Here is a 25,339-nt window from a genome sequence, read left to right as displayed (position 1 = left end):
ACAGGTGATGTTACGCTATATTTGACGTCATGCGTTTGGTTCTGGATACGAATGTGCTGGTGGCAGGGGTGCGGAGCCGGAGCGGAGCGTCGAATCCGCTGATCCTCGCGGGGTTTCGGCGGCAGTTCATTTGGCATTGTTCGGTGCCCCTGTTCTATGAGTATGAGGATGTGCTGGGACGGGCCGACCTGTTGCTGGATGCGGGCCTTGATCGCGCGACGGCGACGAAGTTTCTTGGCGTTGTCGCACGTACGATCACGCCCGTCGAAGTAAGTTATCGGTGGCGTCCGCAATTGTGCGATCCGGATGATGAAATGGTGTTGGAAGCCGCGATCAACTGCCGGGCCGACATCGTCACACACAACGCGCGGGATTTCGGGGATGTGCCAGCGCGGTTCGGTCTGTCTGTCCTGTCCCCGGCAGAAGCCTTGAGGAGAGTTCTGGCATGAAAGCCCGTGTTTCGTTGAACCTACCCCGGTCGCTCAAGAAAGCCGCCGAGGAGTTTGCGGCGCGCGATGGTGTGTCGGTGAACCAATTCATCGCCCTGGCTTTGGCAGAGAAGGTCGGGGCTATGGGCGCAGCGGAGTTCTTTGCCGAGCGCGGGAAAGATGCAGATGTCGAGTGGGGAATACGGTTTCTGGAGGGCCGCCCGGAATAGCGGGCATAGGGTCGGCCTTGGCGGAGCAATGGCGGGGAGACCCCCGCCCTACGGGTGTTTGTGCGGGGTTGCGAGTTGCGGCTTGGCGGGGTGAACCCCGCCCTGCCGGGGGTGTAGGGCGGGGTTTACCCCGCCTTTCGCTTACCCCTGCAAGGTCCGCACGCCATACCCTTCACCCCGCGCCTTCATCGCCGCGACGGCGGCGATGCTGGCCGCAGCCGTCGTGAAATAGGGGATCTTGTCCATCAGCGCCACACGGCGGATGTCGCGGCTGTCGCTCACGGCCTGGCTGCCTTCGGTCGTGTTCATCACCAGCGCGATCTCGCCGTTCTTCAGCCGGTCCACGATATTGGGGCGGCCTTCATAGACCTTGTTGACGCTTTCCGCCTTCACGCCCTGCGCCTTGAGCCAGTCGGCGGTGCCGCGGGTGGCCACGATCTCGAACCCCATGGCGACAAGGTCCTTGGCGGCAGCGGCCAGCGCCGCCGTCTTGTCCATGTCCTTGACCGACAGGAAGACGCGGCCCGCCTCGGGGAGCATGGTGCCGGCACCCATCTGGGCCTTGAGGAAGGCCAGCGGGAAGGTGCGGTCCCAGCCCATCACCTCACCCGTCGAGCGCATCTCGGGGCCAAGCAGGGGATCGACGCCGGGGAAGCGGGCGAAGGGCAGCACCGCCTCTTTCACGCTGAACCATGGGGTTTGCGGGTTGGCGAGCGTCAGCGGATCGGCCAGCGGCAGGTCGGTATCGGGGCCGACGCCCGCCGGATAGGGGGCGCGGTGGGGGAAGTTCGACAGCGGCTCGCCCGCCATGAGGCGCGCGGCGATGGAGGCGATGGCAGAGTCGGTGGCCTTGGCGACGAAGGGCACGGTGCGGGACGCGCGGGGGTTCACTTCAAGGACGTAGATCACCCCGTCCTTGATGGCGAATTGCACGTTCATCAGGCCGACCACATTCAGGGCGCGGGCCATGATGACGGTCTGGCGCTTCAGCTCTTCCACCGTTTCGGGCGAAAGCTGGTGCGGGGGCAGGCAGCAGGCGGAATCGCCCGAATGGACGCCCGCCTCTTCGATATGTTCCATGATCCCCGCGACATGGACATCCTTGCCATCGGAGAGGGCATCGACATCCACCTCCACCGCGCCGGAGAGATAGCTGTCCAGCAGGACCGGGCTGTCGCCCGAAACCTGAACGGCGGTGGTGATGTAGCGTTCAAGCTGTTCGTCGGAGCGGACGATTTCCATGGCCCGCCCGCCCAGGACGAAGGAGGGGCGGATGACGAGGGGATAGCCCACCTGTGCGGCGATGGCGAAGGCCTCGTCGCGGCTGCGCGCGGTGCCGTTGACGGGCTGTTTCAGGCCAAGGTCATGGAGCAGCTTCTGGAAGCGTTCGCGGTCTTCGGCGAGGTCGATGGCATCGGGCGTGGTGCCGAGGATCGGGATGCCCTCTTCATGCAGCGCATTGGCGAGTTTCAGGGGCGTCTGGCCGCCGAATTGCACGATCACGCCGTGCAGGGTGCCATTCTCCTGCTCGACCCGCAGAATCTCCAGCACATGTTCCAGCGTCAGCGGTTCGAAATAGAGCCGGTCGGACGTGTCGTAATCGGTAGAGACGGTTTCCGGGTTGCAATTGACCATGATGGTTTCATAGCCCGCGCCGGTCAGCGCATAGCAGGCATGGCAGCAGCAATAGTCGAATTCGATGCCCTGCCCGATGCGGTTCGGGCCGCCGCCGAGGATAACGACCTTCTTGGCCTTCGACGGCCGTGCCTCGCATTCCACATCGCCCATGACGGGGCTTTCATAGGTGGAATACATATAGGGGGTCTGCGCCTCGAACTCTGCGGCGCAGGTGTCGATCCGCTTGAAGACGGCGGTGACGCCGAGGTTGCGGCGGGCGCGGCGGACCTGGCCTTCCTCGCGGCCCGTGAGTTTCGCGAGCCGGGCATCGGTGAAGCCGAGCATCTTGAGGCGGCGCAGCCCTGCCGCATCGACGGGGAGGCCGGATTTGCGGACCTGCGCCTCGGTGTCGATGATTTCGCGGATGCGGGCGAGGAACCAGGGATCAAAGGCCGTGGCGGCCTGAATCTCGTCATCCGTCAGGCCGTGGCGCATGGCTTGCGCGATGACGCGGAGGCGGTCGGGCGTCTGCTGCGACAGGGCCTTGATGATGGCGGCCTTGTCGGGGGCACCCGGAATGGCGATTTCGTCAAAGCCGGTCAGCCCGGTTTCGAGGGAGGCCAGCGCCTTCTGCATCGATTCATGGATCGTGCGGCCAATGGCCATCGCCTCGCCCACCGATTTCATCGCGGTGGTCAGGTTGGGTTCGGACCCGGGGAATTTCTCGAAGGCGAAGCGCGGGATCTTGGTCACGACATAGTCGATGGAGGGCTCAAAAGACGCGGGGGTGACCTTGGTGATGTCGTTGTCCAACTCGTCCAGCGTATAGCCGACGGCGAGTTTCGCGGCGATTTTCGCAATCGGGAAACCCGTCGCCTTCGAGGCCAGCGCGGAAGAGCGCGACACGCGGGGGTTCATCTCGATCACGACCATGCGGCCATCGGCGGGGTTGATGGCCCATTGCACGTTGGAGCCGCCGGTTTCCACCCCGATCTCGCGCAGCACGGCGATAGAGCCGTTGCGCATGATCTGGTATTCCTTGTCGGTCAGCGTCAGGGCCGGGGCGACGGTGATGCTGTCGCCGGTATGCACACCCATCGGATCGACGTTTTCGATGGAGCAGACGATGATGGCATTGTCGGCGCGGTCGCGCACCACCTCCATCTCGTATTCCTTCCAGCCGAGGAGGGATTCATCGACGAGGACCTGGGCGACGGGGGAGGCTTCGAGGCCGCTCTTCACGATGGCCTCGTAATCGTCGCGGTTATAGGCCACGCCGCCGCCGGTGCCGCCAAGGGTGAAGGCGGGGCGGATGATGGCGGGCAGGCCCACGTATTCGAGGGCGGCCATAGCTTCGGCTACGCCTGCCGCGATGTCGAACTTGCCGGAGGGCAGTTTCGGGGCGGCGATGATGGTGGCCTTGGGGTTTTCCAGACCGATCCGATCCATCGCCTCGCGGAAGAGCTTGCGGTCTTCGGCCATTTCGATGGCCTGCCGGTTCGCGCCGATGAGTTCGACGCCGAACTGATCCAGCACCCCCATATCGGCCAAAGCGAGGGCCGTGTTCAGCCCGGTCTGCCCGCCCATCGTGGGAAGAAGCGCATCGGGGCGTTCCTTTTCGATGATCTTGGCGACGACTTCGGGGGTGATCGGTTCGATATAGGTGGCGTCCGCCAGCCCCGGATCGGTCATGATCGTGGCGGGGTTCGAGTTCACCAGGATGACGCGATAGCCTTCCTCGCGCAGCGCCTTGCAGGCCTGGGCGCCGGAGTAATCGAATTCGCAGGCCTGTCCGATGACGATGGGACCGGCGCCGATGATCATGATGGAGGAGATATCGGTTCTTTTCGGCATGGTCCTGTCCCGCATGTGCCATCCCGAGGCGCATGGCCTGCGGGTGGAGGATTCGTGTTCCGCGCAAATTGACGGGTCTTTAGGGGAGCGGGGCGCGGGGCGCAAGGGATTGTGGGTGTCGGCGATTTCTGTCGCAGAAATCGCGCAAAATTCTGGCGCAGAATTTTGCGGCAGGCGGCGGCCCCGCCGGGGCGGAGGCGAAATCTGCGTCAGATTTCGCGGCATTTTCTGCGCCAGAAAATGCGCCCCCGGCGGCGGGGGCGGCGGTTCGGGGCGGCAGGGTGTCGCGCCCGGACTGGTCGGGGGGCGGGGGGGGTGCTATTTCGGCCCTTCGGACGGCTAGTGAGGCGGCGCGTGATCCTTTTCGAACATGGTCCGGGCGGGGTGCCCGCGCTTTTCGACCGGCCGCGCGAGGTGATCGTGGCGCGGCGGGCGGATCAGGTGCGGGCGGCGCTGATGCGGGCCGATCGGGCGCGTGCGGCGGGGGCCTGGATCGCGGGCTATATCGCCTATGAGGCGGGCCATGCGCTGGAGCCGAAGCTTGCCCCGCTGATGCCGCGGCGGCGGCCGGGGCCGCTCTTGGCGCTGGGGGTGTTCGACGGGCCGGGCGCGGCGGCGCCTTTGCTGGCGCAGGCGGCGGCAGAGGCCGGGGGGGCGCGGCTGTCCCGGCTGCGCCGCGGGATCAGCCGCGCGGCCTATGGCGCGGCCATCGCGCGGGTGAAGGGCTATATCGCGGCGGGCGACTGCTATCAGATCAACCTGACCTTTCCGCTGTCGGCGCGGCTGGAGGCGGGGACGGCGCTGGGCCTGTATGGCGCGCTGCGGGCGCGGCAGGCGGTGGGCTATGGTGTCTTCTGCGATCTTGGGGTCGGGCCTGTCGTCATGTCGCGCAGCCCGGAGCTGTTCTTCCGGGTGGAGGGGGGCGTGATCTCGGCCCGCCCGATGAAGGGGACGGCGCCGCGCGATGCGGACCCCGCGCGGGATGCGGCGCTGGCGGCGGAATTGTTCGCCTCGGAAAAGGCGCGGGCGGAAAACCTGATGATCGTGGACCTCTTGCGGAACGACATCGCCCGCATCTCGGAGGTGGGGTCGGTGAAGGTGCCGGAGCTTTATGCGGTGGAGCCTTTCGCGACGGTGCATCAGATGAGTTCGACCGTCGAGGGGCGGCTGGTGGCGGGGGCCGATCTGGCGGGGCTGATGGCGGCGCTTTTCCCCTGCGGGTCGATCACGGGGGCGCCGAAGTTCCGGGCGATGGAGATCATCGCCGAGGTCGAGGGGCGGGCGCGGGGCGTCTATTGCGGGGCGATGGGCTGGATGGCGCCCACGGGCGATGCCGTCTGGAATGTGGCGATCCGGACCCTGTCGCTCTTTCCCGGGGGGCGGGTGGTGTTGAACGTGGGCGGCGGGGTGGTGCAGGACAGCACGGCCGAGGGCGAATGGGAGGAGGCGCTGTGGAAGGCGCGCTACGCGGAAGGGCTGGCGACGTCCGGCTGATCGAGACCTTGCTCTGGGACGGGGCGCGCTTTCCCCGGCTGGCGCTGCATCTGGCGCGGCTGGCGGCAGGGGCGGGGGAGCTGGGCTTTGCCTGCGACACCGGGGCGGTGGAACGGGCCTTGCGCACGGCGGTGGCGGAGCACCCGCTGCGGGTGCGGCTGACGCTGGGCGCTGCGGGGGATATCGAGGTGACGGTGGCGCCCCTGCCTGCGGCAAAGGCGGAATGGCGGCTGGGGCTGGCAGAGGCGCGGCTGGACTCGGGCGATCCCTGGCTGCGGGTGAAATCCACGCGGCGGGCGGCCTATGATGCAGCGCGGGCGGCGCTGCCGGAGGGGGTGGATGAGGTGGTCTTCCTGAACGAGCGCGGCGAGGTCTGCGATGGCACGATCACCACGGTCTTTTTCGACCGGGGGCAGGGGATGCGGACGCCGCCCCTTGCCTCGGGCCTGTTGCCGGGGGTGTTGCGGGCGGAACTGGCGGTGCCGGAAGAGGTGCTGCGGGCGGCGGACCTGCCGCGGGTGCGGCTTTGGGTCGGCAATGCGCTGCGGGGGTTGATCCCGGCTGTCTGGGCGGGCAATTGAACGGAGCGCTGGCGCGCAAGCCTTTCCTGTCGTCGGCGCCTGCGCGCCTCCTCCGCGGTCAGGGGGCCTTCTGCCCCCTCTTGTCCCGCCTGCGGCGTGCCAATTCACCCCCGAGGATATTTGAAGACAGAAAGTGGAGGAGAGGCAGGCGGTTGACGTGGGCCTGCTGTCTGATCCCCATGGCCTGTCTGCGGATATCTTCACGGGGGGAAAGGCCGGGCGCGCAGGTGCCGACGGACGGACAGGCTGGTGCGCCAAGGCCCGGCCGGATCAGGCGAGCAGTCGGCGCAGGGCGCTGATATCCTCGCGCATCACGCCATGGCCTGCGCCCGGATAGGTCTTCACCTCTACCTCGGCGCCGAGGGCAGTGAGGGTGGCGGCCGTCTCCTGCACGCGGGCGAGCGGGATATGCGGGTCGCGTTCATGTACCGAGAGCCAGACCTTGCCGGGGCGGGTGCCGCTATAGGCGAAGCCCTTGGGACGGTGGCCATAAAGCGCCTCGGACGGGCCGCCTTCGGCATCGGCGGTGCCGACGAGGCCGCCGGAGAAGGCGAGCAGGCCGGCAAGGGGGGCGCCGATCCTTGCATAGGCCTCGGCCGCAAGGCAGGCGCCTTGCGAGAAGCCCGCCAGCCAGATGCGATTGGCGGGGATGCCTTCGGCCCGAAGCGTGGCGATGGCGGTTTCGACCTGGGTCAGGGCGCGGGTCACGAAGGGTTCCATCTGCGCCGTGGGGGCGAGGAAGCTGGTGGGCCACCAGCTGTTCCCCGCTGCCTCGGGCGCGATGGCGGCGATGTCGGGGAGGGCGGCATGGGCCATCAGCGACAGGATATCCGCCGCCGAGCCGCCGCGACCGTGCAGAAGCACGATCGCGGTGCCGGCCCCGGAAGAGGGACCGGCGCGTCTCATGCCGGCACCTTGAGCGGCGGCAGGATCGCCTCGATCCGGTCGCGCAGCCGTTCATGCTGCGGCGGCAGCATCAGGGCAGAGCCCATCGTCGCGGCGGGTTCGTCCACGGCGAAACCCGGCGGATCGGTGGCGATTTCGAACAGCACGCCGCCCGGTTCGCGGAAATAGATCGCGTTGAAATACTGCCGGTCGATGACGGGCGTCGTGCGATGGCCGAATTTCAGCAGCGCCTCTTGCCAGTGGTGCTGATCCTCCTGCGTTTTCGCCCGGAAGGCGATGTGGTGGATCGTGCCCTTGCCGGGGCGGGGCACGGTGGGGACATCGGCGCGCCAGATGTCGATGATATTGGCGCGGTCATTGCCCGGTGCCTTCAGCCGCAGCCTTTCGCCGCCGGGGGCGCGTTCGCTGCCCTGCACCTCGTAGCCGAAAGCCTCGGTCAGGAGGCGGGCGGTCGGGTCGGGATCGCGTTCCCAGAGGGTGACGGAATGGAACCCGTTGCGGTCGGTCGCGCCCTCCGTCTCGATCAGTTCGACCGGCGCGCCGTCAGGGTCGCGCAGGGTGATGACGCGCTGACCGAAGCGGAGCGTCGGGGCGGGGATGTGGCGGTCGCCTTCCGAGAGTTCGTCGATCATCATGTCGAATTCCGCCTTCGGGATGGCATAGGCATAGGCCGAGGCCATGCCGGGGCCGGCGCGGCCGGGGCCGGCTTCGGCGAAGGGGAAGAAGGTCAGGATGGTGCCGGGGCTGCCCGCTGTGTCACCGTAATAGAGGTGATAGGTGTCGGGGGCGTCGAAATTCACCGTCTTTTTCACCAGCCGCTGTTTCAGCAGGCCTGCGTAGAAATCCACATTCTCCTGCGGCGGGCCGGAGATGGCGGTGACATGGTGAAGGCCGGGGATCTTGGTCATGGCGTGCCCTTTCGGGTTGGATTGCTGTTGCCCCCCATATGGGGCAGGTGCGGCGATGCGGGAAGCGGGCAGGGATGCGCGGGACTTGTGCAATGCTGCACGGAGGGGCGCGCGGGCGGGGGCGGGCCTTGACTTCGCCCGCGCCAAGGGGTGTATCGGCGCGATGATCCTTTCAGCCTCGTCAGGGGACCCATGATGCACGCCTATCGCAGCCATACCTGCGCCGAGTTGAATACCGCCCATGTGGGCCAGACGGTCCGCCTGTCGGGTTGGGTGCATCGCGTGCGCGATCATGGCGGCGTCTTGTTCATTGACCTGCGCGACCATTACGGGATCACGCAGGTTCTGGCCGACAGCGACAGCCCGGCCTTTGCTGCCGTGGAAAAGGTGCGCGCCGAATGGGTGATCCGCATTGATGGCCGCGTGAAGGCGCGTGATGCGGCGCTGGTGAACCCCAAGATCCCCACCGGCGAGGTGGAGGTCTATGTCACCGGGCTGGAGGTGCTGGGCGCGGCGGAAGAATTGCCGATGCCCGTCTTCGGCGAGGTGGATTATCCCGAGGAAACCCGGCTGACCTATCGCTTCCTCGACCTGCGGCGGGAAAAGCTGCATCGCAACATGATGCTGCGGTCGAACGTGGTGCGGTCCTTGCGCAACCGGATGTGGGGGCAGGGGTTCAACGAGTTTCAGACGCCGATCATCACGGCCTCCAGCCCCGAAGGGGCGCGGGATTTTCTGGTGCCGAGCCGTCTGCATCCGGGCAAGTTCTATGCCCTGCCGCAGGCGCCGCAGCAGTTCAAGCAGTTGATCATGGTGGCGGGGTTCGACCGCTATTTCCAGATCGCGCCCTGTTTCCGCGATGAAGACCCGCGCGCTGACCGTTCGCCCACCGACTTCTACCAGTTGGACGTGGAGATGAGCTTTGTCGAGCAGGAGGATGTCTTCGCCGCCGTGCAGCCGGTGATCCAGGGCCTGTTCGAGGAGTTCCGTCCCGATTGCAAGGTGCCCTCCGACTGGCCGCGCATCGCCTATAAGGATGCGCTGCTGTGGTACGGGTCCGACAAGCCGGACCTGCGGAACCCGATCAGGATGCAGGTCGTCAGCGAGCATTTCCGGGGATCGGGCTTTGCCGTCTTTGCCAAGCTGCTGGAAAATGAGGGGACCGAAATCCGTGCGATCCCTGCGCCGACGGGCGGCAGCCGCAAGTTCTGCGACCGGATGAATGCCTATGCCCAGAAAGAGGGCTTGCCGGGGATGGGGTATATCTTCTGGCGCGAGGCCGAGGATGGATCGGGCATGGAAGCCGCCGGTCCCCTGGCCAAGAATATCGGGCCGGAGCGGACGGAGGCGATCCGTCAGCAGCTTGGCCTTGGCCTTGGCGATGCGGCCTTTTTCCTGGGCGGCAAGCCCGAGCAGTTCGAGGCTTTCGCAGGCCGGGCGCGCAACGAGATCGGGCGCGAGCTGGGTCTGGCCGAGACGGATACCTTCCGTTTCGCCTGGATCGTGGATTTCCCGATGTATGAGAAAACCGATGACGGGAAGATCGATTTCTCGCACAATCCCTTCTCCATGCCGCAGGGCGGGATGGAGGCGCTGATGGGCGATCCGCTGGCGGTGCATGCCTATCAGTATGACCTTGCCTGCAACGGCTATGAGCTGATCTCGGGCGGCATCCGCAACCACAAGCCGGAGATCATGTACAAGGCCTTTGAACTGGCAGGCTACCCGAATTCAGAGGTGGACAAGCGCTTCGGGGGCATGGTGAAGGCGTTCAAATATGGCGCACCGCCCCATGGCGGCTGTGCCATGGGGATCGACCGGGCGGTGATGCTTCTGGCGGATGAGAGCAACATCCGCGAGGTCATCATGTTCCCGATGAACCAGCGCGCCGAGGACCTGCTGATGGGCGCGCCGTCGGAGCCCACGAATGAGCAACTGCGCGAATTGCGGCTGCGGGTGGTGCCGAAGGATCAGTGAGAGAGTCCCCTGCGCGGGGTCTTGAGGGGCGCCTGTGGGCGCCCCTTTTCCTTTGGCATGGGTCGGGGGCGGTGCGTGGGGACCACGCACCCTACGGGATGCAGGCGGCGTGACGCCGCCCTCGCCAAGCCCGCCTTTCCCTGCCAGTCTGGCGCACATCGTTCACGAGGTTGCCGATGCCGCCCCATCCCCCGCTCTATACCGCCTCGGTGCCGGTCTTCCGGCATTACCTCGATCTTGTGGCGCGGATGGCCGAAGGGGCGGGGGTGGCGCTGGATCAGCGCATTGCCGACAGCTTTCCCGCCCGGCAGCATTTCGCCACGGCGGCGGGGTTCGCCCTGCGGGTGGCCTGCCCCCTGGCGGGGCGCGAGGTGCCGGGGCTTCCGGCCGCGCTGGGCCCCCGGCTGGCGGTGGCGCGGGCCACCCTGGGCGCGATGCGGCCCGAGGAATTTGCCGGGGCCGAGGGGCGGGTGATCGCCCATCGCGCGGGCGAGGCGGAGCTGGAGCAGGACGGGGCCAGCTTCCTGCATCTTTACGGGATGCCCAACTTCCTGTTCCACGTCACCATGGGATATGCCAGCCTGCGCGCGGCGGGGGTGCCGCTGGGCAAGGCGGATTTCGACGGGTTTCACCACTACCCTGCGGGCTTTGCCTTCTGATCTTGCGGTGGCCATGCGGGCCGGGGCAAGCTGGCGCAACGGCAGGGGAGACGGGCCATGGCGGGCGAGGTGGTGGCAGGCTGGAGGGCGGCGGACTGGCCGGGGACGGACCCGCTGATCGGGCGTCATGCCCGGCTGGACCGGCTGGATGCCGATGCCCATGCGGCGGACCTTTTTGCCGCTTTCGCAGGCCATGACGATCTGTGGGACTACATGCCCTATGGCCCCTTCCACTCCGCCGCCGCCTATCACCGCTGGGCCAAGGAGGCGACGGCGGGCCGCGATCCGGCCTTCTGGGCGATCACGCCCGAAGGCGCGGCCCATCCGGCGGGGGTGGCGTCCTTCCTGCGGATCACGCCGGACCATGGCACGATCGAGGTGGGGCATATCTGCCTCTCTCCCGCCTTGCAGCGCAGCCGCGCCGCGACCGAGGCGATGTTCCTGATGATGGATTGGGCCTTCACCCATGGCTATCGCCGCTTTGAATGGAAATGCAACGCGCTGAACCTGCCGTCGCGGCGGGCGGCGCAGCGGCTGGGCTTTTCCTATGAAGGGGTGTTCCGGCAGCACATGGTCATCAAGGGCCGCAACCGCGATTCCGCCTGGTTCGCGATGATCGACAGCGAATGGCCGGCTCTGCGCGAGGCCTATGCGGCCTGGCTGTCGCCCACGAATTTCGATGCGGCGGGGCGGCAGCGGGAACGGCTGTCGGATCTGACGCGGCTGGTGCGGGCGGCGTCGGACCCCGCGCTCTAGGCCCGGTCAGCCGGGATAGAGGGTGACAAGCCGCTGGTTCACCGCATCGCGCAGGGGCGGCGGCGGGGCAGGCGGGGCGGGGTGATCGGGCATAGGCTTGCCTCCTGTCCGGGATCGCGCCCCAGCCTGCGCCACGGCCCGTTAACGCGCGGTAAAGCCGCCCCTGCGACCGCGGCACCCCTTGCAGGCCGCGCGGGCCGCACCCATAACCCAAGGCAAGCGAGAGATGCGGGGGAGTGACAGATGATCGGGCGCCTGAACCATGTGGCCATCGCCGTGCCGGACCTGACGGCGGCGGCAGAGCAGTATCGCGGCACGCTGGGCGCAAAGGTCGGCGCGCCGCAGGACGAACCCGATCACGGGGTGACGGTGGTCTTTATCGAATTGCCCAATACGAAGATCGAACTCCTCTACCCCTTGGGCGAGAATTCCCCCATCGCGGGCTTTCTGGAAAAGAACCCGGCGGGGGGCATCCATCACATCTGCTATGAGGTGGAAGACATTCTCGAAGCGCGCGACCGGCTGAAGGCCTCGGGCGCGCGGGTGCTGGGAACCGGCGAGCCGAAGATCGGCGCGCATGGCAAGCCGGTGCTGTTCCTGCATCCCAAGGATTTCAACGGCTGCCTCGTCGAACTGGAACAGGTCTGACGCCATGAGCATCACCTCCGCCATCGTCCTTTATGCCGTGAGCTGGTTCATGGTCTTCTTCATCGTGCTGCCGATCCGCTTTGTCAGCCAGGGTGATGCGGGGGCGGTGGTCCCCGGCACGCCGCCGGGGGCACCGGCCACCCATGTCGTGGCGCGGAAAGCGCGCATGACGACCTGGATCGCGGCGCTGGTCTGGCTGGTGCTGGCAGGCATCGTCACCTCGGGCGTGATCTCGGTGCGCGATATCGACTGGCGCGGGGTGATGGCCGACTGACCGGCCTTCCTGAAGAAGACAGGAGCGCTGACGCGCAAGCCTTTCCTCTCGCCTTCGCGCTGCCGCGCTCCGGCTCGGCGTTTCTTGAGTATTTGGGCCAAGATGAAGACCTTGCCCCTTCATCTTGGCGGGAAATACTCTCGGGGGTGAATTGGCCGCATGGCCAAGAGGGGGCAGAAGGCCCCCTGACCCCGGAGGAGGCGCGCAGGCGCCGACGACGCCAAAAGGCTTGCGGCGCAGGCCGCTCCGCCGGATCAGCGGCGGTTCAGGCGGTGGAAAAGATGGGTGAAGGTCGCCACGCCGAAGACCGGGATCAGGAGGTTCACCAAAGGGATAGACAGGGGCGCGGCCATCAGGATGCCCGCCCCCCAGATCCGCGCCCGGTTGCCGCGCCAGAGCGCCTTTGCCTCGGCCCGCCCGATGCGGCGCTGCGCGACGAGGGTGAAGTATTCCCGTCCCAGCAGATAGCCGTTCAGCGACCAGAACAGCACCGGCACCAGCGGCCCGGCAAAGGGCCAGAGGAAGAGCGCGACGATATTCGCCCCCAGCGCGATGCCGAAGAAGTTCACCGCACCGAGCAGCCCTTCGCCCAGGGTCTGCGCCCTTGCATCGGGCAGGGTGGGGAAATGGCGGTCTTCGACGGCATCCACCACATCCTCGAGGAACAGCCCGGTGAAGGCCGAGGCGACGGGGACCATCAGGAAGACCGAGGCCGCGAGCATCAGGATGATGGACCCGATGGAGAGGAGCGTGTCGAGCCCGCCGACCGGGCCGAGGATCGGCAGATCGGTGGTTTCCGGCACGACCCACTGGATCGCCGTCAGCATCAGGGCGTAAAGCGCCACGAGAAGCGCCAGTGTCAGCGCCACGCCGATCATGACCACGCGGCGGAAGCGGCCATCCGACCATTGCCCCAGCGCGGCGGTGAAGGAGGCCAGAATCATGCCCATCGGATCATACCCATCGGATCAGGCCCATCTGACGACCTGCGCGAGGTCGGGGCGCGGCCGGTCCGGCGCGGGGGCGCCTTTCGTGCCGATATGGACGATCCCCGCCACCCATTCCTGCGGGGCGCAGCCGAAGGCGCGGGTGATGAAGGGGCGGTCATGGCTGACCCAGCCGGTCAGCCATTGTGCCCCCCAGCCGGCCGCCGTCGCGGCGGTGACGAGGTTCAGGCAGAGCGCGCCGGCCGAGAGGGTCTGTTCGATCTCGGGCACCTTCTCGGCGGCCCTGGGGCTGGCGATCACCACCACCGCGCAATGGGAACGGTCGAATTGCCCGCGCCCTTTCTCGATCCGCAGCGGATCATCGCCCAATTCGCGCGCCCGCGCCTCGCCCAGATCGGCCCAGGTGGAGAGGGCCGCGCGATAGCCCACGACCAGCCGCCAGGGGTGCAGGTTGCCGTGATCGGGCACGCGCAGCGCGGCGCGCAGGATCGGTTCCAGCGCGGCGCGGTCGGGGGCGGGGCCTTGCAGGGCCTTGGAGGGGTAGCTCTGGCGGCTGGCGAGGAAGGTGAAAGGGTCTTGGGTCATTGGCGGTGCCTCATCCCCCGGCCTTTGCGCGGGGCGGAAGGGTGGGGTTTCTGGCGGAGCGGGCCCGCAGGCCCGCATTGCTTTTGTCTCGCCTCCGCGCTTTTGCGCTTCGGCTCGGGGTTTTGAGTATTTGGGCCAAGATGAAGGGGCAAGGGGATTTCGGGGCGATCAGGCAGAGGTGAAGAGCCGGTCGAGATCGTCGATCCAGGCGGAGAGGAAGGCGTCGAAGCGGGCATCGGGCTGGCGGGCGGCCAGCGTGGCGGCAAGGGGATCGGGCGCGTCGATCGGGCTTTGCGCGAGTTCGGCGATGACGGCATGGCCGCAGAAGGGGAGATAGGCCTCGGAATAGCCGCCTTCATGGACGGCGACGAGGCGGCCATCGCAAAGCGTTTCGGCGGCCTCGCGCGTGAGGCGGGTCATCTGGCGGAAGGTGTCGGCGGTGGCGAGCATCCGGCCCAGCGGATCGAGTGCCGCGGCATCGAAGCCGCAGGCGATGAGGATGGCGTCGGGGCGGTGGGCGTGCAAAGCGGGCAGGACGAGGCGCTGGAACGCCTCCAGATATCCCTTGTGGCCCGTGCCGGGGGGAAGCGGGATGTTGAGGTTGGTGCCCTTCGCCGCGCCTTTGCCCCGGACCTCGGCCCCGCCGGTATCGGTGGGATAGTTGCGGTCCTGATGGAGGGAGATGGCGAGGATCTCGGGATCGTCGAGGAAGATGGCCTCGGTCCCGTTGCCGTGATGCACGTCCCAGTCGATCACGGCAAAGCGGCGGAAGGGGGTTGCGGCCTGGGCCGCGCGGATGGCGATGGCGATATTGGCCAGAAGGCAGAAGCCGTTCGGCCGGTCCGGAAGGCAATGGTGGCCGGGTGGGCGGCAGAGGGCATAGGCATTGGTCGCCCTGCCCGCCAGCACATCGATAAGCGCCTGTTTCGCAAGGCCTGCGGAGAGGCTTGCGATGTCATAGCCGCCTTTGCCGAAGGGGGCGCGGGGGCCAAGCTCGCCGCCGTCGGCATCCGAGAGGGATTTGAAACGGTCGAGATAGGCGGCGGGATGGACGCGGAGCAGGTCGTCGCGCGCGGCGGGTGGGGCGGAGCGCTGGGAAAGGGTGGCGAGGAGACCCGTCACCTCCAGCAGGTTCTTCAGGCGGCGCTTGGTCTCGGGGCTTTCGGGCAGGCCCGCGCCGGGCTGGACAAGGCCGCCCATCGGCCCGCCGACCGGCAGGGTCAGGGCATAGTTGCCGCCATGGTGCCAGAAGCAGCGTTCGTCGGAATAGAAGGCGGTGGTCATCTGGGGCTTTCCGGCAGGGGGATTTGGCGGCAGGTTAGGCGCGGGGGCGGCGAAGGGCCAGAGGCGATGAAGAAGGGCGAACAGGCGGCGCTGGCGGTGCCGGGGGCGGAATTCGTGGTCCGGGCCGTGCCGCGCGCGCGGGTGGAAAGCTGCGTGCTGGAGGGCGGGGTCTGGCGGATCGCGGTGAATGCGCCGCCGGAGGAGGGCCGCGCCACGGCGGCGGTGGCCGAGGCGCTGGCCCATGCGCTGGGCGTGGCCAAGGGGCGGCTGGTGCTGCTGCGCGGGGCGGCGTCGCGGGACAAGCGGTTTCGGCTGGAATGAGCGGGGGGCCGGGGGCGATTGACGGGATCGGCCAGAGGGGGCGCAGAGGATGAGACGCAGAGGATGGGGCGGCGTCAGCCCTTGCCGGGCTTGGCCTCGATCCGGTAGCTGCCTTCGGGCAGGTCCAGCGCGGCGGCGAGGTCGCGCAATTGCGCCATCGACAGGGTGATGCGGACGGGTTCCTCGGTCATCGGGTCAAGCTGTTCCAGCGTCACGCAATCCTCGAAGGCGAGGATGGTGACATCTTCCATCAGCCCTTCATGCCCCTCGTCGATGAGGGTGATCACGGTGGCGTCGAAATCGTGCTCGATGGTGAACATGGCGCGAGGCTAGCGCGGGCGGGGCCGGGGTGGCAATGGCGAATTCTGAGGGAATTCCGGGGGCCAACCGGGCTGCGACGGACGGGCGGCGGGTCGCTGACGCCTGCGTGATCGGGCGATCCGGGGCTGGTTCGCGCCGTCGGCCTTGCTATCTTGCGCGGCACAGGCAGGCGAGCGCCCCGACCCGAGGCGGGAGGGGGCCGGGACAGGCAGAGGCGATGCGGTCATATCTTTTTGCACTCTTGGCGGTGGCCGGGCTTTCGGCCTGCGTGCCGACCTATCCGGTGGACGGGCCCATGGGCGGGGTCGGGACCCCCGTTCCCGCAGCGGCCCCGGCGCCGCTGGCGCCCCGGCAGGCGGCCTCGAACTTCATCCGCGTCGTCAGCCGGGTAGAGCCGATGACGGAAGAGATCTGCCGCGCCCGCACGCGGGGGGTGAATTGCGATTTCCGCATCGTGATCGACGATCGCCCCGGCATTGGCCCCAATGCCTTTCAGACGCTGGACGAGACCGGGCGGCCGATCCTTGGCTTCACCCTTGCGCTGATTGCGGATGCGCGCAACGAGGATGAGATCGCCTTTGTCCTGGGCCATGAGGCGGCGCATCACATCCTGGGCCATATCCCGCTGACGCAGCAGACGGCGATGGCGGGGGCGATGATGGCGGGCATCCTGGCCCAGGCCACGGGCGCCGATCCGGCGGCGGTGCAATCGGCGCAGCGCCTGGGGGCCACGGTGGGGGCGCGGCGCTATTCGCGCGCCTTCGAGCTGGAGGCGGATGCGCTGGGGACCGAGATCGCCTTCTATGCGGGCTATGACCCGGTGCTGGGGGCGGGCTTCTTCGACCGTCTGCCCGATCCGGGGGACCAGTTCCTCGGCTCACATCCGCCCAATGCAGAGCGCAAGGCGCAGGTGCAGGCGGTGGTGGCGCAGCTCCGCGGGTTCTGAGGCGGCCCGATCTGCGGCCTGAACCGTGTCAGCTTGATCTGCGTCAAGGCGCCGCGGCGCGGGCGGCCGCAGTCTGGGCGCAGCAGGCAGCGCGGAAGGACGGCGGCGATGATCGGATATGTGGAGGCCCCACTGGCCTGGGGCCTGACGCGGGGGATGGGGCGCGTGCTGGGCGTGAACCTTGCCGATGCGGTGATCGAGGGCTGGCTGAGCCGGGCGGAACTGGCCGTGCTGGTGGGCCGCTGCCAGGCCTGCGACCGCGCCCGGGATTGCACGGCCTGGCTGGCGCGTCAGGTGGCGGCCGAGGCGCTGCCCGGCTTCTGCCCGAACAAGGGGCCGCTGGAGGCGATGGTGGCCCGCTGACCTCTGCCCGGGCCGCAGCGCCGGGGCGCGGGAGTTGAGCCATCGCGCAGGACATGACAGGTTTCCGCCAGATCAGGAGGCGGAAGCGATGATCCAGCTTGGCGAAGTGCTGCGCGACCGGGGGTCGCGCTATGCCGTCTCGGGCGGGCCGGTACAGGGCCGCGACGGGGTGGAGGCCTTTCTGGCCGAGCTGAAGCGCGAAAAGCGCTATGCCAAGGCCACCCATAACACCTGGGCCTGTCTTCTGACGGACGGGGGGCCGTCCAAGGGGGATGACGGCGAGGCGGGCGCGGGGGCGGTGATCCTGAAGATGCTGGAACGGGCGGCGCTGCGCGACCATGTGGTGGTGGTCACACGCTGGTATGGCGGGGTGCATCTGGGGGGCGACCGTTTCGCCCATGTGGTGACCTGCGTGCGGGCCTATCTCGACGCGCTGGGGCGGGCGGGGTAAGGCTGGCGCAGGGCTGCGGGAGAGGCGGATGATCGACTGGCTGATGGCGGAGCTGCGGCGGATCGGGAACACGACGAAATGGTCGTGGGAGGGCTGGGTCGCCGCCTGGGCGCGCGAGAAATCGCTGCGGCAATGGACGCTGGTCAATGTGATCTCGGCCGTGGCGGCCTTTGCCATCGAGATGACGCCGGGGGAACGGGCGCTGATCCTGGCGCTGGGGCTGCTGCTGCTGGCGGCGGAACTGGCCAATACGGCGATCGAGGAGGTGGTGGATTACATTTCCGAAGAGATCGACCCGCGGGCGAAACGGGCCAAGGATGCCGGGTCTGCAGTGGTGGCGGTGACGGCGCTGGCGGGCGGGGTGGCCTGGGCGGTGATCCTGATCGGGTAGGGTGCGTGCTGGCACGCACCTAGCCACGTCTGGTGCGTGCGAGCACGCACCCTACGGGCGGCGTTGCCGTCTGAGATGCGCGCGGTAGAGGAGCGGGGCGGCGATCCGGTCGTAAAGCACCGTCAGCGCGGGGCGGATCACCGGCAGGCCCGTCAGGCGGGCAAGCCAGCGCCAGCGCGGCAGCGTGGCCCAGATGGCGCGGAAGGCGGCGAGGCCCGACAGGAGTTCCCCCTGGTGGACGACATGCAGGCGGCGCGCGGCCTGATCCTCGGTCAGGCCCCATTTCGCGGCATCGGCCAGCCGGTCAAAGCGCAGGGGCGCGCCCTCGCGGGCGGCGGCGGCGCGGTAATGGTCGATCTCGAACCGGCAGAGCGGGCAGGTGTCGTTGTAGAGGATGCGGGTGTCTTGGTCGTCCATGGGCGGCAGATAGGCGCGGGCCGCCCCGCGCCAAGCCCCTGCGGCATCAGAGCCGGGAATGCGACCCGTCGCAGAAGGGCGCCTTGGCCGAGGCCTTGCAGCCGCAGAAGAACATCTTCTTCCCCACTTCCGCCGTCACCTTGACGGGGGTGAAGCTGGTGCCCTTGTGGCTGCCGTCGCAGAAGGGCTGGTTCTTCGACTGCCCGCAGGCGCACCAGAAATAGGACTTCCCCGCCTCCACCTCGACCGGGTAGGGGGCTTTCTGGGCGATCTTCGGGATGTCGGTCATCGGCTGGCTCCTTGCTGGCACTCTGCCGCCAGCATCTGCGCCGCGCGGGCGCGGGGTCAAGCCGTCAGGCGACCCCAGAGGTCATAGTCGCCCGCCTCTTCCACCTCGACCGTGACGATATCGCCGGGGGAGAGCGTCTCGAACCCGTCGTCGATGAAGAGGTTGCCGTCGATTTCCGGCGCGTCGGCCCTGGTGCGGCAGGTGGCGCCGTCTTCATCCACCTCATCCACGATGACCTGCATCCTCTGGCCGACCTTGGCGGCGAGTTTCGCGGCGGAAATGGCCTGCGCCTTTTCCATGAAGCGATCCCAGCGGTCCTGCTTCACCTCTTCCGGCACATGGTCGGGGAGCGCGTTCGACCGCGCGCCGGGGACGTTTTCATATTTGAAGCAGCCGACGCGATCGAGCTGCGCCTCGTCCAGCCAGTCGAGGAGGGTCTGGAATTCGGCCTCCGTCTCGCCCGGATAGCCCACGATGAAGGTGGAGCGCAGGGTGATATCGGGGCAGGTCGCCCGCCAGGCGGCGATTTCGTCCAGCGTCTTCGCGGCAGCGGCCGGGCGGGCCATGCGTTTGAGGACATCGGGATGGGCGTGCTGGAAGGGAATGTCCAGATAGGGAAGGATCAGCCCTTCGGCCATGAGCGGGATCAGGTCGCGCACATGCGGATAGGGATAGACGTAATGCAGCCGCACCCAGGCGCCGAGCTGGCCCATTTCCCGTGCCAGATCGGTGATATGGGCGCGGACCTGACGGTCCTTCCAGGGGCTTTCGTCATGTTTGCGGTCCACCCCATAGGCCGAGGTGTCCTGGCTGATGACCAGAAGTTCGCGCACCCCGGCCTCGACCAGTTTCTCCGCCTCGCGCAGGATGGCATGGGCGGGGCGGCTGACCAGTTTCCCGCGCATGTCGGGGATGATGCAGAACTTGCACTTGTGGTTGCAGCCTTCGGAAATCTTCAGATAGCTGTAATGGCGCGGGGTCAGGCTGACGCCTGTCGCGGGCAGAAGGTCGATGAAGGGATCGGGCTGCGGCGGCACGGCCAGATGCACCGCATCCAGCACCTGTTCATATTGATGCGGCCCGGTGACGGCCAGCACCTTGGGATGCGCGCCGGTGATGTATTCGGGCTCGGCCCCGAGGCAGCCGGTGACGATGACGCGGCCGTTTTCCTTCAGCGCCTCGCCGATGGCATCGAGGCTTTCGGCGCGGGCAGAGTCGAGGAAGCCGCAGGTGTTGACGATGACAGCATCGGCGCCGGCGTAATCGGGGCTGATCGCATAGCCTTCGGCGCGCAGGCGCGTCAGGATGCGTTCGCTGTCCACCAGCGCCTTGGGACAGCCGAGCGAGACCATGCCGATGGTCGGCTGGCCCTCGCGCCGGTCGTCGGGGACGGTGGCGCGGGCAAGGTCGGGGCGGAGGTTGGGCGGGTTCTGCGTCATCCGCGCGCCATAGCGCAAAGCGCGCGCCACGGGAAGGGCGGTGATCCGCCGGAGCGGCCTGCGCCGCAAGCCTTTTGGCGTCGTCGGCGCCTGCGCGCCTCCTCCGGGGTCAGGGGGCCTTCTGCCCCCTCTTGGCCATGCGGCCAATTCACCCCCGAGAGTATTTCCCGCCAAGATGAAGGGGCAGGGTCTTCATCTTGGCCCAAATACTCAAGAAAACGCCGAGCCGGAGCGCGGCAGCGCGGAGGCGAGAGGAAAGGCTTGCGCGTCAGCGCGCGTCTTGCTCCGGCGCGGGGGGCGGCATAGCGTCCGGGGGAAGAGGAGACCCCGATGACCGATACCCGCCCCCTGATCCTGTCCTGCCCCCTGCCGCGCAGCCTGCCGCTGATCTTTGCCCCCGACCGGCTGGCCGCGTTGCGCGCGCGCTACCGGATCGTCGAGACGACGGATGCCGACCTGCCCGGCCTGCCCGATGCGGTGCTGGGCGCGGCGCGCTATATCCTTGGGCAACCGCCGCTGGATGCGGCGACGCTGGCGCGGCTGTCTGCGCTGCGCTGCATCTTCAATGTGGAATCCAATCTTCTCAACAACATGCCCTATGATGAGGTCTTCCGCAGGGGGATCCATGTCGTCACCACGGGGGCGGTCTTTGCCCAGCCGGTGGCGGAGATCGGGCTGGGCTTCGCGCTTTCCCTGCTGCGCAACATCCATGGGGCGGATGCGGATTTCCGGGCGGGGCGGGAATTGTGGGGGGGCGAGGGGAACGGGTCGGCGCGGCTTCTGACCGGGGCGGAGGTGGGTATCCTCGGGTTCGGCGATCTGGGGCGGGCCTGCGCGCAGGTTCTGGCCGGGTTCCAGACGCGGCTGCGGGTCTTTGATCCCTGGCTGCCCGCCTCGCGCATCCGCGCGGCGGGGGCGGAACCGGCGGGGCTGGCCGAGGTGATGGCTGCGTCCGATGTCGTCTTCTGCACGGCCGCCGTGACCAGCGAGAATCGCGGCTTCCTCGGTGCGGCGGAATTCGCGGCGATGCGGCGGGGGGCGATCTTCCTGCTTTTGTCCCGCGCCGATGTGGTGGATTTCGCCGCCCTGATGGCGGCGGTGCAGGGGGGCCATATCCTTGCCGCCTCTGACGTCTTTCCCGAAGAGCCGCTGCCTGCGGATCACCCGGTCCGCTCCATCCCCGGCTTTCTTCTGTCGGCGCATCGGGCGGGGGCCCTGGATATCGCCTTCAAGCGGATGGGCGAGATGGTGCTGGAAGATCTTGCCCTGCTGGACCAGGGTCTGCCGCCCATGGTCTGCAAGCGGGCAGAGCGCGAGACGGTGGCGCGGTTCCGGTCGCGGCCTGTCACGGTGAACTGATCCGCCGAAGGCCGCCGATCGGCTTGCCCGGACCGGGCGGCCGGGGATAGCCTTTCGTTGCAGGCGGGTGATTTGGGGGGCGGCGATGCGCTGGATATTCCGGGTGCTGGGGGTTCTGGCGGTGCTGGTCGTGCTGGGGGCGGGGGCGCTGCTTCTGATCCCGTCGGACCGGGTGGCGGCGCTGGCGGTGCAGCAATTCGAGAAGGTGACCGGGCGCGAGCTGAGCATCGAGGGCGGGGTCACCCCCACGCTCTGGCCCGTGCTGGGGGTGGAGACGGGGCGGATCAGCATTTCCAACGCCGACTGGTCGGAGGATGGGCCGATGCTGGTGGCCGAGGGCATGGCCATCGGGATCGACGCCAATGCGTTCTGGGGCGGCGCGCTGCGGATCACCGGGCTGGAACTGACCCGGCCGGAAATCCTGATCGAGGTGAGCGAGGAGGGCGTGGGCAACTGGGTCTTCGGCGGCGCGCAGGGCGGCACGGCGACGGCGGACATGGCCGGGGCGCAGACGCCCTTCACGCTGGACCTCGGTGTGATCCGCGAGGGCAATATTGGCTTTATCGACCATGGCACGGGCCGGGCGGTGCAACTGACCGGGGTTGATCTGGAGGCGCGGCTGGCCGCCTATGACGGCCCGTTCGAGATGACGCTGTCTGCCGAGGCCGGGGGGCAGCCGGTGACGCTGGACCTGGTGCTGGCGGCCTTTCGCGCGGCCTATGAGGGGGGCGTGTCGCCCGTCACGCTGGCCGCCACGGCGGGGGCGGCAAGCATCGGCTTTGAGGGGCGGGCGGGGATGATGCCGGTCAGCGCCGAGGGGCGGCTGGAGGCCGATCTGGCCGATCTGTCGGCGCTGTCGGCGCTTTTGGGGATGGAGCGGCCTGCGTTGCCGCAGGGATTCGGGCGCGACAGCGTGCAAGTGGCGGGCGATGTCACGCTGACGGCGGCCGGATCGGTGCATCTGCGCGCGGGGCGCATCGTGCTGGACGGCACGGCGATCACCGGCGATCTGGACCTGACACCGGGCGAGGATCGGCCCCGGCTGGTGGCGCGGCTGGCGACGGGCGATCTGGCGATTGCCGAGAACGTGGCGGGTGGCACCGGCGCGGGGGAAGGCGGCGGCGCGGTCGCCACGGCGGGCTGGTCGGAGGCGCCCATCGACGTGTCGGGGCTGGCGGCGCTGGATGCGGAACTGGGGCTGCGGGCGGCCTCTCTCGACCTTGGGGCGGTGACGCTTGGCCCCGTGGCGGCGAGCGTGACGCTGGACCGGTCACGCGCGGTGGTGCAACTGACCGAGGTGGGGGCCTATGGCGGCACGGTCGCGGGGGAATTCGTGGTGAATGGCCGCAAGGGCCTGTCGGTCGGCGGCGATCTGGCCTTCCGCGACATCGCGCTGCAACCCATGCTGTCGGACCTGACCGGGTTTTCCCGGCTGGTGGCGACGGGTGACCTGACGCTGGATTTCCTCGGTTCGGGCAATTCGGTTGATGCCATCATGCGCAGCCTTTCGGGGTCGGGTGTCCTGAACCTTGGCGCGGGCGAGATACAGGGACTCGATATCGCGGGCATGATCCGCACGCTGGACACGGGCTTTGTCGGCGAGGGGCAGCGGACGGTGTTTGACAGCCTCTCGGCCAGTTTCGACATCGACGGGGGGGACCTGTTCAACAGCGATCTTCTGATGGCCGGGCCGGTGATCAGCGCCGAAGGCGCGGGCCGCATCGGCCTTGGCGCGCGCGATCTGGAATACCGGCTGCGCCCCACCGCATTGCGCGGGGCGGATGGGGATGGCGGGATCACCGTGCCGCTCTGGATCACCGGGTCCTGGGCCGCGCCGAGCTTTGCCCTCGATCTGGAGGCGCTGGCGCAGGAACGGTTGCAGGACGAGGCAAAGGCGCTGGAGGACGAGTTGAAGGCCAGAGCGGCCGAGGAACTGGGGCAGGTGGAGGGCGAAAGCCTGGAGGATGCCGCGCGCCGCAAGCTGGAAGAGGAATTGCAGCAGGGTGCGGGCGACCTGCTGCTTGATCTTCTGGGGGGCGGGAACTGAGGCGCTGAAGCGGCAGGAACTGAAACGGGGCGAAACAAATCGTCGGCCGACGCCCCCTTCCGCGCCGCGCGCTTCCGGTCTATGGCGGCGCTGAGATATACGGAGCCTGTCGATGTCCGATCTTTCTGCCGCGCGCCGGGGCCGTTGGGCCGTGGCGGCGATGTTCCTGGCCAATGGCTTTACCATGGGGGCCTGGGCGCCGCAGATCCCGCTGCTCTTGCCGCGCCACGGGATCGACGAGGGGACGCTGGGCCTTCTGATCCTTGTCCTTGGCCTTGGGGCCGTGGGGGCGATGCTGTTCTCGGGGCGGCTGATCGCGCGGTTCGGCGTGCTGGCGGTGCTGCGCTTTTTCGCGCTGGCCTTCATCCCGGCGCTGCCGGCTGTGGTCTTTGCGCCGAACCTGGCCACATTGGCGCTGGCCATGGCCGCGCTGGGCGCGCTCCTGGGCTGCATGGATGTGGCGATGAACGCCAATGCGGTGGAGGTGGAGCGGCGGCTGGGCCGGGCGATCATGTCCTCGTCCCACGGGTTCTGGAGCCTGGGCGGCTTTTTCGGCGGGGGTCTGGGCGGTTGGGTCATCGCCCATTGGGGCGCGGGGGGGCAGGCGATCTGGGCGGCGGCAGTGGCGGGGGTCGCCGTTCTGGTGGCGATGCCCTTCCTGATGCCCGACAGCCCGGAACCGGCCCGGCCCGAGGGCGAGGCCGCGCCGCGCGCCGGGCTGCTGCCGCGCGATGCGGCGCTGTGGATGCTGGGGGTGCTGGCGCTGTTCTCGATGGTGCCGGAGGGGGCGGTGCTGGACTGGGCGGCGCTGTACCTTCAGCAGGAGCTGGGGTCGGATGTCGCGACATCCGGTCTGGCCTTTGCCCTCTTTTCCGGGACGATGGCGGTGATGCGCTTTGCAGGCGACGGGGTCAGGAACCGCTTCGGCGCGGTGGCGACGCTGCGCTGGTCGGGGCTGATCGCGGCGGCGGGGGTGATGGGGGCGGCGCTGGCGCCGACCGACACGCTGGCCATCGCCTGTTTCGCCTTTGCCGGGCTGGGGGTGGCGAATATGGTGCCGATCCTGTTTTCCGCCGCCGGGAACCATCCGGGGCTTGCCCCCGGCGCAGGCATCGCGGCGGTGACGATGATGGGCTATTCCGGCATCCTCGTGGCCCCTTCGACCATCGGCTTCGTGGCCGAACATGCGGGCTTCCGCGTGACCTATGCGGCGCTGGCCGCCTGTCTGGTGGTGGTGGCCCTGCTCGCCCCGCGCGGGGCGGCGGCGGATGGGATACGGCCCCTGGCGGCCTAGGCCGCCAGCGCCGCCGCCACCTGATCGGTGGTCACCAGCCGCGCGAAATCCGCGCCCAGCAGCGACAGGGTCACCCGCAGGAGGGTGGCGGCATCCAGCCGTCCGCCGTCATGGGCGGGCAGGTCGAAGGCCAGCAGCGCATCGCCCGGCAGGATCACCTGAAAGCCAAGGTCCGAGGCCGCGCGCACCGTGGAGGTGACGCAGAAGGCGGCAACCGCGCCGATGACGACGATCCGGTCGATGCCCCGCTGGCGCAAGAGCGCCTCAAGCCCGGTGCCTGCAAAGGCGGAGGAGCGGGATTTCCACAGCACCGTTTCATCCGGCAAGGGCAGGGCGCAGGGCATCGGCGCGCCCCCCGGCAGATCGCGGGCGAAGGGGGTGCCCGCCTCGTCATGCAGCACATGGATCACGGGCCGCCCTTCCGCGCGGAACAGCGAGAGCAGCGACGCGACATGCGCCTCGGCCCCCGGATTGGCCTGTTCGCGGCCGGCGGCGATGCGGTCCGCCATGCCCATCTGCATGTCGATGACAAGAAGCGCGGTGGTCATGGCCC

28 protein-coding genes are annotated in these 25,339 nt (G+C 68.4%); 17 read left to right on the top strand and 11 right to left on the bottom strand.

All coding sequences use genetic code 11. The features are described 5' to 3' along the window. Positions 1-29: 29 nt before the first annotated feature. Together C0V75_RS16105 and C0V75_RS16100 are read left to right on the top strand one after the other, a co-directional pair. On the top strand, positions 30-449 hold the full coding sequence (locus C0V75_RS16105) for a putative toxin-antitoxin system toxin component, PIN family (RefSeq protein ID WP_101921988.1): 420 nt from the start codon (positions 30-32) through the stop codon (positions 447-449). Beyond that, positions 446-658, top strand: a complete 213-nt coding sequence (locus tag C0V75_RS16100; protein ID WP_101921987.1) for a pilus assembly protein HicB — start codon at positions 446-448, stop codon at positions 656-658. The genes C0V75_RS16105 and C0V75_RS16100 overlap by 4 nt, the downstream gene beginning before the upstream one ends. A gap of 141 nt (positions 659-799) precedes the next feature. Here the strand turns inward: C0V75_RS16100 and carB are convergent, their stop codons facing one another. After that, complete coding sequence (gene carB / locus C0V75_RS16095; protein ID WP_101921986.1) at positions 800-4,129, bottom strand: carbamoyl-phosphate synthase large subunit; 3,330 nt, start codon at positions 4,127-4,129, stop codon at positions 800-802. Between the two features lie 354 nt (positions 4,130-4,483). Here carB and C0V75_RS16090 point away from each other — a divergent pair, with 354 nt between their 5' ends. Then, complete coding sequence (locus tag C0V75_RS16090; protein ID WP_101921985.1) at positions 4,484-5,623, top strand: aminodeoxychorismate synthase component I; 1,140 nt, start codon at positions 4,484-4,486, stop codon at positions 5,621-5,623. Next, positions 5,581-6,204 (top strand): aminotransferase class IV, encoded by a 624-nt coding sequence (locus C0V75_RS16085; RefSeq protein ID WP_371410694.1) that lies wholly within the window; start codon positions 5,581-5,583, stop codon positions 6,202-6,204. The genes C0V75_RS16090 and C0V75_RS16085 overlap by 43 nt, the downstream gene beginning before the upstream one ends. Positions 6,205-6,474: 270 nt before the next feature. Here the strand turns inward: C0V75_RS16085 and C0V75_RS16080 are convergent, their stop codons facing one another. Then, positions 6,475-7,110, bottom strand: coding sequence for an alpha/beta hydrolase (locus tag C0V75_RS16080; RefSeq protein WP_101921983.1), 636 nt, complete (start codon positions 7,108-7,110; stop codon positions 6,475-6,477). Then, a complete protein-coding gene (locus tag C0V75_RS16075) occupies positions 7,107-8,018 on the bottom strand; it encodes a ring-cleaving dioxygenase (RefSeq protein ID WP_101921982.1) in 912 nt (303 codons plus the stop codon). Before C0V75_RS16075 ends, C0V75_RS16080 begins: the two co-directional genes overlap by 4 nt. 195 nt (positions 8,019-8,213) lie before the next feature. On the opposite strand from C0V75_RS16075, the gene aspS reads away from it, so the two are divergent. The 5 genes from aspS (at position 8,214) to C0V75_RS16050 (ending at position 12,332) form a co-directional block, all read left to right on the top strand. Further along, complete coding sequence (gene aspS / locus C0V75_RS16070) at positions 8,214-9,995, top strand: aspartate--tRNA ligase (RefSeq protein ID WP_101922123.1); 1,782 nt, start codon at positions 8,214-8,216, stop codon at positions 9,993-9,995. Between the two features lie 176 nt (positions 9,996-10,171). Then, positions 10,172-10,654 (top strand): DUF1993 family protein, encoded by a 483-nt coding sequence (locus C0V75_RS16065; RefSeq protein WP_101921981.1) that lies wholly within the window; start codon positions 10,172-10,174, stop codon positions 10,652-10,654. A gap of 57 nt (positions 10,655-10,711) precedes the next feature. Next, a complete protein-coding gene (locus C0V75_RS16060; RefSeq protein ID WP_101921980.1) occupies positions 10,712-11,410 on the top strand; it encodes a GNAT family N-acetyltransferase in 699 nt (232 codons plus the stop codon). 243 nt (positions 11,411-11,653) lie between these two features. Next, complete coding sequence (mce, locus tag C0V75_RS16055) at positions 11,654-12,058, top strand: methylmalonyl-CoA epimerase (protein ID WP_101921979.1); 405 nt, start codon at positions 11,654-11,656, stop codon at positions 12,056-12,058. A 4-nt stretch (positions 12,059-12,062) separates the two neighbouring features. Beyond that, positions 12,063-12,332 carry a DUF1467 family protein gene (locus C0V75_RS16050; RefSeq protein ID WP_101921978.1) on the top strand — a complete coding sequence of 90 codons (270 nt, stop codon included), beginning with the start codon at positions 12,063-12,065 and terminating at the stop codon, positions 12,330-12,332. Between the two features lie 254 nt (positions 12,333-12,586). Here C0V75_RS16050 and C0V75_RS16045 read toward each other — a convergent pair whose 3' ends face one another. The 3 genes from C0V75_RS16045 to C0V75_RS16035 all read right to left on the bottom strand — a co-directional run bounded on the left by C0V75_RS16045 (position 12,587) and on the right by C0V75_RS16035 (position 15,148). Beyond that, positions 12,587-13,276: an EI24 domain-containing protein gene (locus tag C0V75_RS16045; RefSeq protein WP_101922122.1), complete on the bottom strand. Its 690-nt coding sequence runs from the start codon at positions 13,274-13,276 to the stop codon at positions 12,587-12,589. Between the two features lie 24 nt (positions 13,277-13,300). Next, positions 13,301-13,864: a nitroreductase family protein gene (locus tag C0V75_RS16040; RefSeq protein WP_101921977.1), complete on the bottom strand. Its 564-nt coding sequence runs from the start codon at positions 13,862-13,864 to the stop codon at positions 13,301-13,303. 168 nt (positions 13,865-14,032) lie between these two features. Beyond that, positions 14,033-15,148 (bottom strand): class II histone deacetylase, encoded by a 1,116-nt coding sequence (locus C0V75_RS16035; RefSeq protein WP_101921976.1) that lies wholly within the window; start codon positions 15,146-15,148, stop codon positions 14,033-14,035. A 66-nt stretch (positions 15,149-15,214) separates the two neighbouring features. Here C0V75_RS16035 and C0V75_RS16030 point away from each other — a divergent pair, with 66 nt between their 5' ends. Continuing rightward, positions 15,215-15,469 (top strand): DUF167 family protein, encoded by a 255-nt coding sequence (locus tag C0V75_RS16030; RefSeq protein ID WP_101921975.1) that lies wholly within the window; start codon positions 15,215-15,217, stop codon positions 15,467-15,469. Between the two features lie 74 nt (positions 15,470-15,543). Here C0V75_RS16030 and C0V75_RS16025 read toward each other — a convergent pair whose 3' ends face one another. Further along, the gene (locus C0V75_RS16025; protein ID WP_101921974.1) at positions 15,544-15,789 is read right to left on the bottom strand and encodes a hypothetical protein; all 246 of its coding nucleotides are present in this window, start codon (positions 15,787-15,789) and stop codon (positions 15,544-15,546) included. 218 nt (positions 15,790-16,007) lie between these two features. On the opposite strand from C0V75_RS16025, the gene C0V75_RS16020 reads away from it, so the two are divergent. The 4 genes from C0V75_RS16020 (at position 16,008) to C0V75_RS16005 (ending at position 17,941) form a co-directional block, all read left to right on the top strand. Further along, on the top strand, positions 16,008-16,736 hold the full coding sequence (locus tag C0V75_RS16020; RefSeq protein ID WP_101921973.1) for a M48 family metallopeptidase: 729 nt from the start codon (positions 16,008-16,010) through the stop codon (positions 16,734-16,736). A 108-nt stretch (positions 16,737-16,844) separates the two neighbouring features. Beyond that, the gene (locus tag C0V75_RS16015) at positions 16,845-17,099 is read left to right on the top strand and encodes a DUF6455 family protein (RefSeq protein WP_101921972.1); all 255 of its coding nucleotides are present in this window, start codon (positions 16,845-16,847) and stop codon (positions 17,097-17,099) included. 88 nt (positions 17,100-17,187) lie between these two features. Then, a complete protein-coding gene (locus C0V75_RS16010) occupies positions 17,188-17,550 on the top strand; it encodes a YigZ family protein (RefSeq protein WP_101921971.1) in 363 nt (120 codons plus the stop codon). 28 nt (positions 17,551-17,578) lie between these two features. After that, complete coding sequence (locus C0V75_RS16005; protein WP_101921970.1) at positions 17,579-17,941, top strand: diacylglycerol kinase; 363 nt, start codon at positions 17,579-17,581, stop codon at positions 17,939-17,941. A 51-nt stretch (positions 17,942-17,992) separates the two neighbouring features. On the opposite strand, the gene C0V75_RS16000 is transcribed toward C0V75_RS16005, so the two are convergent. From C0V75_RS16000 to rimO, 3 genes are read right to left on the bottom strand one after another with little or no spacing between them, the layout of a single operon-like run. Next, complete coding sequence (locus C0V75_RS16000) at positions 17,993-18,358, bottom strand: thiol-disulfide oxidoreductase DCC family protein (protein WP_101921969.1); 366 nt, start codon at positions 18,356-18,358, stop codon at positions 17,993-17,995. Positions 18,359-18,404: 46 nt separating this feature from the next. Further along, positions 18,405-18,647, bottom strand: coding sequence for a CDGSH iron-sulfur domain-containing protein (locus tag C0V75_RS15995; protein ID WP_101921968.1), 243 nt, complete (start codon positions 18,645-18,647; stop codon positions 18,405-18,407). 56 nt (positions 18,648-18,703) lie between these two features. Then, positions 18,704-20,086: a 30S ribosomal protein S12 methylthiotransferase RimO gene (rimO, locus tag C0V75_RS15990; protein ID WP_101922121.1), complete on the bottom strand. Its 1,383-nt coding sequence runs from the start codon at positions 20,084-20,086 to the stop codon at positions 18,704-18,706. 330 nt (positions 20,087-20,416) lie between these two features. On the opposite strand from rimO, the gene C0V75_RS15985 reads away from it, so the two are divergent. The 3 genes from C0V75_RS15985 to C0V75_RS15975 all read left to right on the top strand — a co-directional run bounded on the left by C0V75_RS15985 (position 20,417) and on the right by C0V75_RS15975 (position 24,786). Continuing rightward, a complete protein-coding gene (locus C0V75_RS15985) occupies positions 20,417-21,445 on the top strand; it encodes a hydroxyacid dehydrogenase (protein WP_101921967.1) in 1,029 nt (342 codons plus the stop codon). Between the two features lie 85 nt (positions 21,446-21,530). Continuing rightward, positions 21,531-23,492, top strand: coding sequence for an AsmA family protein (locus tag C0V75_RS15980; RefSeq protein ID WP_101921966.1), 1,962 nt, complete (start codon positions 21,531-21,533; stop codon positions 23,490-23,492). A gap of 112 nt (positions 23,493-23,604) precedes the next feature. Then, complete coding sequence (locus C0V75_RS15975) at positions 23,605-24,786, top strand: MFS transporter (RefSeq protein ID WP_101921965.1); 1,182 nt, start codon at positions 23,605-23,607, stop codon at positions 24,784-24,786. Here C0V75_RS15975 and C0V75_RS15970 read toward each other — a convergent pair. Further along, positions 24,783-25,334, bottom strand: coding sequence for a cysteine hydrolase family protein (locus C0V75_RS15970; protein ID WP_101921964.1), 552 nt, complete (start codon positions 25,332-25,334; stop codon positions 24,783-24,785). The two genes, C0V75_RS15975 and C0V75_RS15970, sit on opposite strands and share 4 nt — an antisense overlap. Positions 25,335-25,339: the final 5 nt, after the last annotated feature.

This window comes from Tabrizicola sp. TH137, assembly GCF_002855575.1.
GTDB lineage: Bacteria > Pseudomonadota > Alphaproteobacteria > Rhodobacterales > Rhodobacteraceae > Paragemmobacter.
This window is presented reverse-complemented; position numbering and strand designations above follow the sequence as displayed.

Coding starts and splice junctions, on each gene's coding strand:
- C0V75_RS16105 (WP_101921988.1), top strand. CDS start 30: ATGCGTTTGGTTCTGGATACGAATGTGCTGGTGGCAGGGGTGCGGAGC.
- C0V75_RS16100 (WP_101921987.1), top strand. CDS start 446: ATGAAAGCCCGTGTTTCGTTGAACCTACCCCGGTCGCTCAAGAAAGCC.
- carB (WP_101921986.1), bottom strand. CDS start 4,129: ATGCCGAAAAGAACCGATATCTCCTCCATCATGATCATCGGCGCCGGT.
- C0V75_RS16080 (WP_101921983.1), bottom strand. CDS start 7,110: ATGAGACGCGCCGGTCCCTCTTCCGGGGCCGGCACCGCGATCGTGCTT.
- C0V75_RS16075 (WP_101921982.1), bottom strand. CDS start 8,018: ATGACCAAGATCCCCGGCCTTCACCATGTCACCGCCATCTCCGGCCCG.
- aspS (WP_101922123.1), top strand. CDS start 8,214: ATGCACGCCTATCGCAGCCATACCTGCGCCGAGTTGAATACCGCCCAT.
- C0V75_RS16065 (WP_101921981.1), top strand. CDS start 10,172: ATGCCGCCCCATCCCCCGCTCTATACCGCCTCGGTGCCGGTCTTCCGG.
- C0V75_RS16060 (WP_101921980.1), top strand. CDS start 10,712: ATGGCGGGCGAGGTGGTGGCAGGCTGGAGGGCGGCGGACTGGCCGGGG.
- mce (WP_101921979.1), top strand. CDS start 11,654: ATGATCGGGCGCCTGAACCATGTGGCCATCGCCGTGCCGGACCTGACG.
- C0V75_RS16050 (WP_101921978.1), top strand. CDS start 12,063: ATGAGCATCACCTCCGCCATCGTCCTTTATGCCGTGAGCTGGTTCATG.
- C0V75_RS16045 (WP_101922122.1), bottom strand. CDS start 13,276: ATGATTCTGGCCTCCTTCACCGCCGCGCTGGGGCAATGGTCGGATGGC.
- C0V75_RS16040 (WP_101921977.1), bottom strand. CDS start 13,864: ATGACCCAAGACCCTTTCACCTTCCTCGCCAGCCGCCAGAGCTACCCC.
- C0V75_RS16035 (WP_101921976.1), bottom strand. CDS start 15,148: ATGACCACCGCCTTCTATTCCGACGAACGCTGCTTCTGGCACCATGGC.
- C0V75_RS16030 (WP_101921975.1), top strand. CDS start 15,215: ATGAAGAAGGGCGAACAGGCGGCGCTGGCGGTGCCGGGGGCGGAATTC.
- C0V75_RS16025 (WP_101921974.1), bottom strand. CDS start 15,789: ATGTTCACCATCGAGCACGATTTCGACGCCACCGTGATCACCCTCATC.
- C0V75_RS16020 (WP_101921973.1), top strand. CDS start 16,008: ATGCGGTCATATCTTTTTGCACTCTTGGCGGTGGCCGGGCTTTCGGCC.
- C0V75_RS16015 (WP_101921972.1), top strand. CDS start 16,845: ATGATCGGATATGTGGAGGCCCCACTGGCCTGGGGCCTGACGCGGGGG.
- C0V75_RS16010 (WP_101921971.1), top strand. CDS start 17,188: ATGATCCAGCTTGGCGAAGTGCTGCGCGACCGGGGGTCGCGCTATGCC.
- C0V75_RS16005 (WP_101921970.1), top strand. CDS start 17,579: ATGATCGACTGGCTGATGGCGGAGCTGCGGCGGATCGGGAACACGACG.
- C0V75_RS16000 (WP_101921969.1), bottom strand. CDS start 18,358: ATGGACGACCAAGACACCCGCATCCTCTACAACGACACCTGCCCGCTC.
- C0V75_RS15995 (WP_101921968.1), bottom strand. CDS start 18,647: ATGACCGACATCCCGAAGATCGCCCAGAAAGCCCCCTACCCGGTCGAG.
- rimO (WP_101922121.1), bottom strand. CDS start 20,086: ATGACGCAGAACCCGCCCAACCTCCGCCCCGACCTTGCCCGCGCCACC.
- C0V75_RS15985 (WP_101921967.1), top strand. CDS start 20,417: ATGACCGATACCCGCCCCCTGATCCTGTCCTGCCCCCTGCCGCGCAGC.
- C0V75_RS15980 (WP_101921966.1), top strand. CDS start 21,531: ATGCGCTGGATATTCCGGGTGCTGGGGGTTCTGGCGGTGCTGGTCGTG.
- C0V75_RS15975 (WP_101921965.1), top strand. CDS start 23,605: ATGTCCGATCTTTCTGCCGCGCGCCGGGGCCGTTGGGCCGTGGCGGCG.
- C0V75_RS15970 (WP_101921964.1), bottom strand. CDS start 25,334: ATGACCACCGCGCTTCTTGTCATCGACATGCAGATGGGCATGGCGGAC.